Source organism: Paucibacter sp. PLA-PC-4 (genome assembly GCF_026241155.1).
In the GTDB taxonomy this organism is placed as follows: domain Bacteria; phylum Pseudomonadota; class Gammaproteobacteria; order Burkholderiales; family Burkholderiaceae_C; genus Roseateles_E.
The window spans coordinates 73,739-86,087 of sequence record NZ_JAPFGP010000012.1 but is presented as its reverse complement, the minus strand read 5'-3'; the positions used below and the strand labels follow the sequence as shown (position 1 = coordinate 86,087).

At 64.3% G+C, this 12,349-nt stretch carries 15 protein-coding genes; 12 read left to right on the top strand and 3 right to left on the bottom strand.

Annotation, left to right across the window (positions count from 1 at the left end; genetic code table 11):
* Nucleotides 1–28: 28 nt before the first annotated feature.
* From fliJ to fliR, 9 genes are all read left to right on the top strand, one after another.
* Nucleotides 29–490, top strand: coding sequence for a flagellar export protein FliJ (gene fliJ, locus OOZ63_RS18495; RefSeq protein WP_266007074.1), 462 nt, complete (start codon nt 29–31; stop codon nt 488–490).
* A gap of 17 nt (nt 491–507) precedes the next feature.
* Entirely contained in the window at nt 508–1,848 is a 1,341-nt protein-coding gene (locus OOZ63_RS18490) for a flagellar hook-length control protein FliK (RefSeq protein ID WP_266007073.1), read from the top strand.
* Nucleotides 1,849–1,962: 114 nt separating this feature from the next.
* On the top strand, nt 1,963–2,529 hold the full coding sequence (locus OOZ63_RS18485; protein ID WP_266007072.1) for a flagellar basal body-associated FliL family protein: 567 nt from the start codon (nt 1,963–1,965) through the stop codon (nt 2,527–2,529).
* Nucleotides 2,530–2,541: 12 nt separating this feature from the next.
* Nucleotides 2,542–3,546: a flagellar motor switch protein FliM gene (gene fliM / locus OOZ63_RS18480; RefSeq protein ID WP_266007071.1), complete on the top strand. Its 1,005-nt coding sequence runs from the start codon at nt 2,542–2,544 to the stop codon at nt 3,544–3,546.
* Nucleotides 3,536–3,973: a flagellar motor switch protein FliN gene (fliN, locus tag OOZ63_RS18475; protein ID WP_266007070.1), complete on the top strand. Its 438-nt coding sequence runs from the start codon at nt 3,536–3,538 to the stop codon at nt 3,971–3,973. Before fliM ends, fliN begins: the two co-directional genes overlap by 11 nt.
* A gap of 91 nt (nt 3,974–4,064) precedes the next feature.
* Nucleotides 4,065–4,421: a FliO/MopB family protein gene (locus tag OOZ63_RS18470; protein WP_266007069.1), complete on the top strand. Its 357-nt coding sequence runs from the start codon at nt 4,065–4,067 to the stop codon at nt 4,419–4,421.
* 40 nt (nt 4,422–4,461) lie between these two features.
* Nucleotides 4,462–5,187 (top strand): flagellar type III secretion system pore protein FliP, encoded by a 726-nt coding sequence (gene fliP, locus OOZ63_RS18465; protein ID WP_266007177.1) that lies wholly within the window; start codon nt 4,462–4,464, stop codon nt 5,185–5,187.
* A gap of 19 nt (nt 5,188–5,206) precedes the next feature.
* Nucleotides 5,207–5,476 carry a flagellar biosynthesis protein FliQ gene (gene fliQ, locus OOZ63_RS18460; RefSeq protein ID WP_137943304.1) on the top strand — a complete coding sequence of 90 codons (270 nt, stop codon included), beginning with the start codon at nt 5,207–5,209 and terminating at the stop codon, nt 5,474–5,476.
* Nucleotides 5,476–6,240, top strand: coding sequence for a flagellar biosynthetic protein FliR (fliR, locus tag OOZ63_RS18455; RefSeq protein ID WP_266007068.1), 765 nt, complete (start codon nt 5,476–5,478; stop codon nt 6,238–6,240). The genes fliQ and fliR overlap by 1 nt, the downstream gene beginning before the upstream one ends.
* Before the next feature lie 24 nt (nt 6,241–6,264).
* Here the strand turns inward: fliR and OOZ63_RS18450 are convergent, their stop codons facing one another.
* The 3 genes from OOZ63_RS18450 to OOZ63_RS18440 form a co-directional block, all read right to left on the bottom strand.
* A complete protein-coding gene (locus OOZ63_RS18450) occupies nt 6,265–7,137 on the bottom strand; it encodes a DUF4394 domain-containing protein (RefSeq protein WP_266007067.1) in 873 nt (290 codons plus the stop codon).
* Between the two features lie 126 nt (nt 7,138–7,263).
* Nucleotides 7,264–7,905 (bottom strand): response regulator transcription factor, encoded by a 642-nt coding sequence (locus OOZ63_RS18445; RefSeq protein WP_137943307.1) that lies wholly within the window; start codon nt 7,903–7,905, stop codon nt 7,264–7,266.
* Nucleotides 7,902–9,047 (bottom strand): response regulator, encoded by a 1,146-nt coding sequence (locus tag OOZ63_RS18440; RefSeq protein ID WP_266007066.1) that lies wholly within the window; start codon nt 9,045–9,047, stop codon nt 7,902–7,904. Before OOZ63_RS18440 ends, OOZ63_RS18445 begins: the two co-directional genes overlap by 4 nt.
* 261 nt (nt 9,048–9,308) lie before the next feature.
* Here OOZ63_RS18440 and OOZ63_RS18435 point away from each other — a divergent pair, with 261 nt between their 5' ends.
* From OOZ63_RS18435 to OOZ63_RS18425, 3 genes are read left to right on the top strand one after another with little or no spacing between them, the layout of a single operon-like run.
* Nucleotides 9,309–9,767 (top strand): hypothetical protein, encoded by a 459-nt coding sequence (locus tag OOZ63_RS18435; protein WP_266007065.1) that lies wholly within the window; start codon nt 9,309–9,311, stop codon nt 9,765–9,767.
* A 49-nt stretch (nt 9,768–9,816) separates the two neighbouring features.
* Nucleotides 9,817–10,179 carry a response regulator gene (locus tag OOZ63_RS18430; protein ID WP_077038091.1) on the top strand — a complete coding sequence of 121 codons (363 nt, stop codon included), beginning with the start codon at nt 9,817–9,819 and terminating at the stop codon, nt 10,177–10,179.
* Nucleotides 10,180–10,207: 28 nt separating this feature from the next.
* Nucleotides 10,208–12,331, top strand: a complete 2,124-nt coding sequence (locus OOZ63_RS18425) for a chemotaxis protein CheA (protein ID WP_266007064.1) — start codon at nt 10,208–10,210, stop codon at nt 12,329–12,331.
* Nucleotides 12,332–12,349 lie beyond the last annotated feature (18 nt).

Genomic DNA, 12,349 nt, shown 5'->3' with positions numbered 1-12,349 from the left:
CCGATAAGCGATATACGGAGAGCTATTCATGAGCACCCAAGCCCTCACCATCCTGCTGGAGCGCGCCGAAGCCGAGCGCGACGACGCCTTGTCGCAGCTACAGGCGCTGATGCGCCAGGCCGAGGCCGCGCGCAGCCAGGCCGACCAGCTGGGCCAGTACCGCAGCGAATACCAGCAGCGCTGGACCCAGACCTTCGCGCGCAAGACCACCATCGATATCGTCGGCTGCTACCAGAATTTCGGCCTGCGTCTGGACCAGGCGATCGACCAGCAAGGCTCGGTCAGCCGCTACGCCGAGCAGCGCGTCGAGCGCGCCCGCGAGACCCTGCGCGAGCTTGAAATGCGGGTAGCCTCGGTGCGCAAGCTGCTGGAGCGGCGCAGCGCTGAACGCGCCCGCATGCTGAATCGCCAGGACCAGAAAGCCACCGACGAACAGGCCGCCCGCGCGGCGCTGGCCGCCTTCAATCCGATGATGCGCCTGAGCGCCTGAGCGACCGGGAGCCCGCGATGAACAGCCTTTCCACCAACACACCGTTCCTGGGCTTGGGCGGCAGCGGTAAGCCGCCCGCCGTGTCCGGCAACAGCCCCCTGCTCTCGGCCTCGGCCAACGATGTCGCGGCCAGCTTCTCGGAGCTGCTGCGCGGCAGCAGCGCCAAGCCCGCAGCGATGACACCGCCGGTCGAACCACAGCCCCCCGCCCCGCAGGCGCCCAGCCGGCCTGTGACGCCGCCCAAGGCGGACGCCGGCCCGACACAGGCCCAGTCGCAGGCCAAGATCGACCGCGCCAACAGCCAGGAGCGCGAGACACTGGCCCGCCAAAACCTGGCCCGCGGCGCCCAGGCGCGCAGCGAGGCCGCAGCCGGCCGCAACGCTGAGCGCGTGGCCAAACCCGAGACGGCCAAAGTCAAGGATGGCAAAGCCGCCGCTGATGGCAAGGACTCGGTCGAGAACCCACTCCCGACCTTGGCCCCCGCCGAGGCTGCAACCGAGACCGAGACCGAACCGAAGACCGCACAGCTGGCTGAGCCGGCCATGGCCCTCACGCTGACAGCGCAGCCCCTGGACACGAAAGCCAACAAGATCAGCGTGGCCGAGGAAGGCAAGACAGATGCCCGCGGCGCCACGGCCAAGAGCGGCAAGGCACAGCTCGCCGACATCGGCGGTCATGCAGCAGGCGGCGCTGCAACCGGCGGAACAGCCAGCGCAGCCAGCGCCACTGCACAAGACACCGCAGCGGCAGCCGCTATCGCACTCGAGGGCATGCAGGCCAGCGCGGCCAAACCGGCCGCTCTGGCGAGCGCGGGCAACGCGGCGCCATCGTTTGAGGCTGTCATGAACGCTGCGCAGGCCCAACTGGCCAAGGGCGGCATCGATGTCACCGGCCCCGCAGCAGCGAGCGCACCCGCTGCACGGCTGGAGCTGACCCAGCCGCTGCACAGCACGGCCTTCGGACCGGAGATGGCAGCGCGGCTTAGCCTGCTGGCGGCCGACGGCGTGCAACAAGCCCAGCTGCATCTGAACCCGGCCGAGATGGGGCCGGTCTCGGTGCAGATCGTCGTCGAGGGTCAGCAGGCGCAGATTTCCTTCCACAGCGACCAGGCAGACACCCGTGCGGTATTGGAGAACAGCCTACCCGAGCTGGCGGCCGCGTTGCGCGAGAGCGGGCTGACCTTGAGCGGCGGTGGCGTCTTCCAGCAGGCTCGCAATCCTGAAGAGCAGGCACAGCCGGCCGATGGCCACCCGCGCGGCGGTGCGCGCGCGCAAGAGCGCGCCGAGGACAGCGCCGTGCCCGTCAGCACGCCGGTCCGCACGACGGCGAGCCGCGGCGTTCTGGACCTCTATGCCTGAGCGAGCGTGAACATAATCGGCAAAACCCAGCTTTTCGGAGCTTGGCCCGGCCCATATGGCCGAATAATGCAAGTTATCGGCGGCCTGCACGGGCCGCGTTGACAAGGAGTTGATATGGCTACAGCCGCCGCCGGCGATGCGGCCCCCGCAGGCGGGGGCAAGAAAAAGCTCGTCATCATCGTGGTGGCGGTGCTGGTGCTGGCTTTGGTGGGTGTTGCCGCGCTGCTGCTGCTGAAGAAGAAGCCGGCCGAGGACGAAGACGGCGAGGCTGCCGCCCCAGCGGCCCATCAAGCAGAGGTCAAACCTGGCACGCCGCCAGTATTTGTGCCGCTGGAGCCCTTCACCGTCAATCTGGCTGACAAGGATGTGGACCGCTTTGCCCAGATCGGCATTACGTTGGAAGTAGCCGACGCCAAGTTTGCCGAGCAGCTCAAGCTCTATATGCCGGCCATCCGCAGCAATGTGCTGATGGTGCTCTCTCACAAGACCTCGGTCGAGTTGCTGACCCTGGAGGGCAAAGAGCAGCTAGCGCGCGACATCATGCGCGAATCGCTGCGCCCGATGGGCATCGAGATCGATGACGAGGACGATGAGGACACAACGAAGAAAAAGCGCAAGAAGAAGCGCAATGTCGTCAGCCCCATCAGCAATGTGCTGTTCTCCAGCTTCATCGTTCAATAGCGATTCACCATCATGAATCAGCAAATCCTTTCGCAAGACGAAGTCGATGCCCTGCTGCAAGGCATTACCGGCGAGAGCCAGAAGCTCGAAGCGGAAGAGGAGCAGGTCGGCGGCATACGCGACTACAACCTGGCCAGCCAGGAACGCATCGTGCGTGGGCGCATGCCCACGATGGAGATCATCAACGAGCGTTTCGCCCGCAATATCCGCATCGGCCTGTTCAACTTCATTCGCAAAAGCCCCGAGGTCGCAATCGGCGGCATCAAGGTGCAGAAGTACAGCGCGTTCCTGCGCGAAATCGTGGTCCCGACGAACTTCAACATCGTCTCGGTCAAGCCGCTGCGTGGCAACGGCCTGATCGTCTGCGACCCCACGCTGGTGTTCGCGGTGATCGACTCGCTGTTCGGCGGCATCGGAAAATTTCACGCCCGCATCGAGGGCCGCGATTTCTCGGCCACTGAGCAGCGGGTGATCTTGCGCCTGGTCGAGGTGATCACGGCCGAGTACAAAAAAGCCTGGATGGGCATCTACCCGCTGGAGCTGGACTATCAGCGCTCGGAGATGCAGCCGCAGTTCGCCAACATCGCCACGCCCAGCGAGATCGTCGTCTCGACCTCGTTCACCTTGGAGATCGGCGAGACCAGCGGCACCGTCTACTTCTGCATCCCCTACTCGACGTTGGAGCCGATCCGCGATGTGCTCTACAGCACCACGCAGGGCGACTCATCCGAGCCCGACCGGCGCTGGGTCAATCTGCTCAAGCACCAGATCCAGGCCGCCGAGGTCGAGCTGGTCGCCGAGTTGGGCCATGCGCCGGCCACCGTCGAACAATTGCTGGCCTTCAAGCCCGGTGACTTCATCGAGCTGGACCTGGACCCTATCATCAAGACCAAGATCGATGGCGTGCCGGTATTCGACTGCCACTACGGTACATCGAATGGCAAGTACGCCCTGAAAGTAGACAAGATGCTGACCGCCCCGGATGCGGGTTGGCTGGGAGCCCGCGATGCCATCTGATAGCCCCTCTCAAGACGAACAGGACGCGATGGCGGCCGAATGGGCCGCCGCGTTGGCCGAAGCCAAGCCGGCCGAGGTGGCCGACGAAGTACGGGCTGCGGCTGAACAGGTGGCGCCGGCCAGCTTCGCGAACTTCACGCCAACGCCCAGCAATATGCCGGGCAGCGACATCAATATGATCCTGGACATCCCGGTCCAGCTGACCGTGGAGCTGGGGCGCACCCGCATACCGATCAAGAACATCCTGCAACTGGCCCAGGGCTCGGTCGTCGAGCTTGACGCGCTGGCCGGCGAGCCCATGGACGTGCTGGTCAACGGCTATCTGATCGCCCAGGGCGAGGTGGTGGTCGTGAACGACAAGTTCGGCATCCGGCTGACCGATATCGTCACGCCCTCGGAGCGCATGCGCCGTCTGAGCAAGGCCTGACCCCAAACCTGAGCCCAAGGCCTGAACTCGGGCCAAAAGCCCCGCTTCCACGCGCGATTGACCGGGCCGAGCCCGCCCCACAATCAGCGGCATGAGCAACAACCTCCTGCCTATATTCTGGTTCTTCGCCATCCTGGCGCTGATACCGGCCCTGCTGTGGCTGCTCAAGCGCACGCCGCTGGGCGGCTCGGCTGGCACCCATGGCCAGATGCGTACCGTCGCGGTGCTGCAGCTGTCGCCGAGCCAACGTTTGGTGACGGTCGAGGTCGGCCAGGGCGAGGATCGCCGCTGGCTGGTGCTGGGCGTCACCGCGCAGCAGATCAGCACGCTGCACGTGCTGCCGCCGCAACCCGAGGGCGCAGCAGGTCCGGCCACCGCAGCCCCGTTCGCGCAGATGCTGATGGCGCGGCTCAAAAAAGATGGCAGCGGAGACCAGCGTGCGCCCTGACTCCCGCCAATATTCCCTGCTCAAGCAAGGCCTGACCCTGATGCTTGTGCTCTCCGGAGCCAGCGCAGCGCTGGCCCAGACCGGTGGCGCGCCCGCCACCCTGCCCCTGATCATCGGCCAGGGTTCAGGTGGCAGCAGCTACTCGGTGCCGATCCAGACACTGCTTTTCTTCACCGCCTTGGGCTTCCTGCCGGCCGTGCTGCTGATGATGACCGGCTTCACCCGGATTGTCATCGTGCTCTCGCTGATGCGCCAGGCCCTGGGCACGCAGGCGGCGCCGCCCAATCAGGTGATCGTCGGCCTGTCGCTATTCCTGACCTTTTTTGTGATGAGTCCCACGCTGGACAAGGTCTATGCCGAGGCCTGGCAGCCCTACTCGGCCGGCACCATCGGCTTCGACGTGGCCCTGCAGCGCGCCGAGGTACCGATGCGCGGCTTCATGCTCAAGCAGACGCGCCAGGCCGATGTGGCACTGTTCTCGCGCCTGGCCAAGCTGGAGGGCGACATCAAGCCCGAGGACGTGCCCTTCAAGGTACTGGTGCCGGCTTTTGTGACCAGCGAGCTGAAGTCGGCCTTCCAGATCGCCTTTCTAATCTTCATTCCCTTTCTGGTCATAGACATGATCGTCTCCAGCGTGTTGATGAGCCTGGGCATGATGATGCTGAGCCCGGTGCTGGTGGCCCTGCCCTTCAAGCTGATGCTGTTCGTGCTGGCCGACGGCTGGAACCTGCTGCTCGGTTCGCTCGCGGCCTCATTCGTGACCTGAGCGTCGGGAGCACAACGAGATGGATGCACAACAAGTCTTCACCTTCGGCCAAGAAGGCCTCTACATGCTGCTGCTGGTGGCCGCGCCCATTTTGCTGACCGTGCTGGCGGTGGGCGTGTTGGTCAGCGTGTTTCAGGCCGCCACCCAGATCAATGAGGCGACCCTGAGCTTTGTGCCCAAGGTCGTCGCCGCCGTGCTGGTGATGGCCGTGGCCGGCCCCTGGATGGTAACCACCCTGGTCGAGTACATTCAGCGCACGCTGCAGACCATCCCGCAAGTCGTCGGCTGATGTTCAGCTTTACCGAAGCGCAACTGCTGCAGTGGCTGACGCCACTGCTGTGGCCCTTCATCCGCACGCTGGCGCTGTTTGCCGGCATGCCCATCTTCAGCCAGCGCAATGTGCCGATGCGGGTGCGCGTGGGTCTGGCCCTGTTTATCTCGCTGGCGGCCCAGCCCTCGCTGCCACAGATGCCGGTGGTGCCGCTAGACTCGCCGCCGCTGCTGCTGATGTTGATCGCGCAGCAGCTGCTGATCGGCCTGTCACTGGGCTTTGCGGTGCGCGTCGTGTTCGCGGCGCTGGAGTTTGCCGGCGAGCTGGTGGGGCTGCAGATGGGCTTGAACTTCGCTGGCTTCTTCGACCCCGCCACCGGCAGCCAGGGCACGGCCAGCGCGCGCTTCTTCGGCGCGATGGTGGCTTTTCTGTTCATCGCGATCAACGGCCATCTGCTGCTGATCAACGCGCTGATCCAGAGCTTTTCTGCATTCCCGGTCGGCGACGAGCCCTTCCGTTTTCTGCGCGTGGCCCAACCCCAGGTCTGGGGCGCGCAGATATTCCATATCGGCCTGTGGATCGCGCTGCCGCTGATCACGATGCTGATGTTCGTCAATCTGGTGCTGGGCGTGATCGCCCGCGTCGCGCCACAGATCACAGTCTTCGCGGTTGGCTTCCCACTGACCGTCAGCATCGGTCTGGTCGGCATGCTGGCCACGCTGCCGTTGATGCAGATGCCCTTTATGGTGGCGCTGGAACGCATGCTGGCCGCCTTCGGCTGAAGGCGGCCAGCCCGTGGCGCTGGCTCAGTCGCGCGCTCGCTTGCGCGTCGCTACGCCGATCGCCAGTAGGCCCAGCATCAACATCGCATAGGTCTGCGGCTCGGGCACCGCGCTGACTGTCAGGCCCGACAAGGTGCCGTTGTAGGCACCGGCAAAGCTGGCCTGCCCAGTGCTCAGATCGATGCTGTAGAGCGCCGTGGTCAACGCCGGGCCCGCATCAACATTCAGCGCCGCCCAGGCCTGGCCGTTGCCGAGAATCTCGAAGCCATTGGCCCGCAGCACATCGACCCCCAGCGAACCGACGGTCATGATCGTGGGCGTGTTGAAGGCCGAGGGGGCGAGCGCCAGTGTGTCATTGGCACTGTCGAGGTAGTACAGCGCGGTGCCGCCGGCCGGCGCGCCGGTCTGCCCTGGCATCGAATTGGTATAGGCAACGGCGGTATAGCCCGGCGCCACGGTGTTGGCGGCATTGCCGACGGCGCCGGTCAGCGCATTGACCGCGAAATTGCCGCCGGCCGAGCTGATCAGCCGCAGCGAGGCGCCGGTGCCCGCATCGGCCACCGGGTTGAAGTCCAGGCCATAGGCGAGATTGCCCTGGACAACGGCACTGCTCAGATTGGCAACGAAACTGGTCGCACCCGTCATCTCGTCCAAGGTGTACAGACGGTTGGACAAGGTCACACCATAGATCTTGCCGTCTGAGGGCCGCGTGTCGATTCCGACGAAACGATCCCCGGCATCCAGGCCGCTGATGTCCATGTTGACAGCCGCGCCGATGTTGGCGGTATCAAAGCGGGTGAGCTGGTTCTGGCTATTGATGCCCACCAGCGTGACGGCCTGGGCGGCGGCGGCGCTCAAGGCGAGCAAGGCGGCACCGGTGCGAGCGAAGAATTGCATGGAAGAACTCCTGTGCATAAGCGCAGACACACCGGCGCGAGGCTCTCGAACCGGCGCTGCATGCTCAGTACGCAGCACAGCGCCAGCGGATGCAGGAATTCGCCAACACCCCCTAATACTAGGGACTCAGCTCTCGACCAGGCCGTTGCGGATCGCGTAGACCGTCAGCTCGGAGTTGTTCGACAGGGCCAGCTTTTCAAGCACGCGGGCGCGGTAGACGCTGACAGTCTTGGGGCTCAGGGTCAGCTCCTCGGCGATGTCGGACAGGCGCTTGCCCGAGGCGATCATCACCAAGGTCTGCAGCTCGCGGTCGGAGAGCTTCTGGTGGGCCTGCTCGGTAGACGGCGCGGTCAGACTCTCGACCAGCATCTGGGCGATCTCGGGCGTCACATACTTGCGGCCCTGGGCCACGGTGCGCACCGCGGCCACTAGCAGCTGAGGGTCGCCACCCTTGTTGACATAGCCGAAGGCGCCGGCTTTCAGCGCGCGGATCGCGTACTGGTCTTCCGGATACATCGAGACGATCAGCACCCGCACCGGGTTGCCCTCGTCCTTCAGCACATGCAGCACATCCAGGCCGCTGCGACCCGGCATATTGATGTCCAGCACCAACACGTCGCAGTCCTTGTCGGGCTGTCTCATCAGCGTGCGCAACTCGCCGTAGTCGCCGGCCTCGCCGATGACCTCGATATCTGCCGCATCGGACAGGGTGTCGCGGATGCCGCGGCGTATCAGCGCATGGTCGTCACACAGAATCACCTTGATCATGCGCAGCCCCATGCCGAGGGATCGTGGGTGGCGGCGCGGCCGGCTTCATCTTCGGCCAGGCTGTCGTCGGGTGCTTCGAGCGGCACCGACAGGATCAGGCTGGTCCCTCTGCTATTGCTGCTCAAATCGACCCATCCCCCAACGGTTGCGGCCCGTTCATGCAGACCACGGATGCCGAATGATCGCGCCTTGGCAAGATCGCCCGGCGCCACGCCTTGCCCATTGTCGCTGACCTCCAAGGTCAGCACGCCCGAGTCGACGCTCAGCTCGATATCGACCCGGCTGGCGTTCGCATGCTTGCTGACATTGGTCAAGGCCTCCTGCGCGGTTCGGTAGGCCACCAACGGCACACCGGCCGGCAGTTGGATCTGCTCATGGCTGGTGCGCATGCTCGTTGTAATGCCGGTGCGCCGCTCGAAACGCATACTCATCCATTGCACCGCAGCGACCAGCCCCTGCTCCAGGATCGCCGGTCGCAGGTTGTGCATGATGCGCTGGCTGGCCTCGATCGCATAGCTGACCGTCTCCAGCGCCGACTGCACGCGCTGGCGCACCGCCACGTCTTGCGCATGTCGGGCGATCCAGGCGAGGTCAAACTTCAGCGCCGTCAGCGAACCCCCGACATCGTCGTGGATCTCGCGCGCGATCGCCGCGCGCTCCATCTCGACACTGGTCTGCAGATGGCCGGCCAGCTCGTGCAGGCGCTGCTTGCTCTTGCGCAGCTCGCGGTCGGCCTCCAGCCGGGCGCACTGCATGTCATTGGCCTCGATGGCATGCAGCAGGGCTGGTGCCAGCCGCGCCAGATTGTTCTTCAACAGGTAGTCGGAGGCACCGGTGCGCATTGCCGCCACGGCCGTGTCCTCGCCGATCTCGCCGGAAACCAGCACGAAAGGAATCAGCCGCTTGCTCTCTTTGAGCATGTCCAGCACCACCAGCCCGGAGAAACCGGGCAGGTTGTAGTCAGACACGATGGCATCCCAGGCCTCGGTCAGCGCCTGCGCAACCTCGGCCAGGGTATCGACCCGATGCACGTCCAGGTCCAGGCCGGCGCGGCGCAACTGAGCCACGATCAGTTGGTGATCGAGTTCCGAATCCTCAACATGGAGTACACGCAGGCGGCGCTCGGCGCTAGAAACAGTCATGGGGCGGGAGTATGCCAAGAATGTGCAACAACTCACGGCAGCCCTGCCGCTATCTATCAGCACCAGCGCGGCCCAGCCCACAATTCGGCGTTAACCCGCATCAGGTTTGTTGGATTCGGGTCGATTCCAAGAAATAGGCCCAGTTCGGGTCGATTGTCCTGTCGACATGCCCACAAGAAATGCCGAAGATCTCGGATATGGCCGGACCATCCGGTCGTCTGAGCCAGGCCAGCACATAACAAGCATGGAGCGACGAAGCCGATGAACGAAAACTCCACCCCTGAAGAAGAGCCGGGCATGCTCCCTTTGCTGGCCGCCGCAGAACTGCAGGACCACCTGATGACGGTGACCAACGATCTGGAGCGACTGCAGCGACTGCTCGACGATGCCGGCGAGGCATTGTCTGGCCATTTCTACAGTGCCTCCAGCCAGGTCCAGACCCTCTTGCGCCAGGCCGCTGGAAACCCCGGCGCCGACAGCGGCGCGCTGCACCATGTGATGGAAGACATTGCCGGGGCTATCACGGCGCTGCAGTTCCAGGACATGGCCACTCAGCTGATCGCCCATACCAGCCAGCGCCTGCGCAACTGCGCCGACCAGCTGGCACGCGACACCTTTGGCGACGATGAAGACGGCGAGGCGGTCGTCGAGATCGCGCCTCTGCGACCAAATCCCGTGACTCAGGACGAGATGGACGCAGGTTCCATCGAACTGTTCTAAAGAGTTCTCAAGTTCAACCGATATCAGCTTGTTATCCGGAGAGAAAGCGATGCATTCAATTCTTGCTGTGGACGATTCGGCCTCGATGCGCCAGATGGTCTCCTTCACCCTCAAGAACGCAGGTTTCAATGTGGTTGAGGCGGTCGATGGCCAGGATGCCTGGGAAAAGTCCAGCTCGCGCGATTTCGATCTGGTGCTGACCGATCAAAACATGCCGCGCATGGACGGCATCAGCCTGACCAAGAAACTGCGCGACAACCCCAAGTTCAAAACCACACCCATCCTGATCCTGACCACCGAGTCCAGCGACCAGATGAAGCAGGCCGGCCGTGCCGCCGGCGCCACAGGCTGGCTGGTCAAGCCTTTTGACCCGGCCAAGCTGATCGAGGTGATCGGCAAAGTGATTCGCTGAGGCCTGGCGCCACAACAAGGAGTAAAGCATGGGAGAAATGACTTCCGAAGGCGCAAGCCTGAGTGCCGGCATTGATCTAAGTCAGTTCTACCAGGTCTTCTTCGAGGAAGCCGGAGAGAACCTCGACAATATGGAACAGCTGCTGCTGAACCTGAATATCGAGACGGCAGACGATGAAGAGCTGAACGCGATCTTTCGCTGCGCGCACTCGATCAAGGGTGGTGCGGCTACCTTCGGCTTCGGCGACGTGGCCGAGCTGACCCACCAGATGGAGACGCTGCTGGACAAGCTGCGCCGTCACGAGCTGGCACCGAATGCAGCGATGGTCGACATCCTGCTGCAGTCCGGCGATGCGCTGCGCGCACAGCTGGGCCGCCACCAGGGCTCCGGCGCCGATGCGGTGGACACCACCGATCTGCTGACGAGCATCCGCGCGCTGGTCGAAGGCAAGGAGGTTACGGCGGCTCCGTCGGCGCAGACCGCCGCGCCTGCACCGGCGCCCAAGCCAGCAGCAGCACCGCCGGCCAAGCCAACCGCACGCGAATTGGAGCTGCAGGTCGGACCGCTGTCCGACCTGAGCCTGGCCGACAACCTGGTCGATCTGTTCAAGGAAATCACCGATCTGGGCACGATAGAGCCGCTGGACGGCGGCGTGTCCTCCGACGGCATGCGCCGCTACAAGATCCTGACCGGCAGCACCGACAACGATCTGCTGGATCTGTTCACCTTCCATGTGGCCCGCGAGCAAGTCAAGCTGCTGCCGCTGGGTCCCGGCTTCGGTTTCCATGAGGGCGCGCCAGGCGCGCCACCGGCCGAAGTGCCCGACAAGGACCCCGGCTACGGCTTCTTCGACGATGCACCGGGCCTGCCCAGCGGCAAGACCGGCACCGAACTCGAAGCTCAGGCTCAGTTGCCCGCCGAGGCTCCAAAGGCCGTGGTGGCCAAGCCGGTCGCCAAGACCGAGGCCCGGCCGCCAGCCGGCGGCATGGACCAGTCGACGCTGCGCGTCTCTGTCGAGAAGGTCGACCAGCTGATCAATCTGGTCGGCGAGCTGGTCATCACCCAAGCCATGCTTGCGCAGAACAGCAGCCAGCTGGACCCGGCTCTTTATCAGCAGTTGGCCTCCGGCCTGGCCGATCTGGAGCGCAACACCCGGGATCTGCAGGAATCGGTGATGTCGATCCGCATGATTCCGATGTCGGGGGTGTTTAACCGCTTCCCGCGCATGCTGCGCGACCTGGCCGCCAAACTGGGCAAGAAGGTCGAACTGGTCACGCAGGGCGAAGCCACCGAGCTGGATAAGGGCCTGGTCGAAAAGATCACCGATCCGCTGACCCATCTGGTGCGCAACAGCTGTGACCACGGCATCGAGCTGCCGGCCGAGCGAGTCGCCAAGGGCAAGTCCGAGCAGGGCACGATCACCCTGGTAGCGTCGCACCAGGGCGGCTCCATCGTGATCGAGGTGCGCGACGATGGCCGCGGCCTGAACCGCGACAAGCTGATCAAGAAAGCCCGTGAAAAAGGCATCGATGCACCCGACTCGATGAGCGACGCCGAGGTCTGGGGCCTGATCTTTGCGCCCGGCTTTTCCACCGCCGACCAGGTCACCGATGTCTCGGGACGCGGCGTCGGCATGGACGTGGTCAAGCGCAATATCACCCAGCTGGGCGGCACAGTCGAGATCGACTCGGCCGAAGGCTATGGCATGAAGGTCTCGGTGCGTCTGCCACTGACCCTGGCCATCATGGACGGCATGAGCGTGGGCGTCGGCGACGAGGTCTACATCCTGCCGCTGGCTTCGGTGGTCGAGTCCTTCCAGGTTCAAGCCGACACCATCAAGACCGTCGGCGGCTCGGGCCGCGTGGTCGAGGTGCGCGACGAATACATGCCAGTCGTGGAATTGGAGCAGGTTTTCAATGTTCCACGTTTCGATTTCGAGCATGTCAGCTCCATCATGGTGGTGGTGGAAGCCGAAGGGGGCCGCGTGGCCATGTTGGTGGACGAGTTGCTAGGCCAACAGCAGGTGGTCGTGAAGAACCTGGAAGCCAATTACCGCAAGGTGCCCGATGTCTCGGGCGCCACCATCATGGGCGACGGCCGCGTCGCGCTGATTCTCGATGTGGGCAGCCTTGTCAGGCGCTCGCGTCACTGAAGTCGAATCTACAGGGGT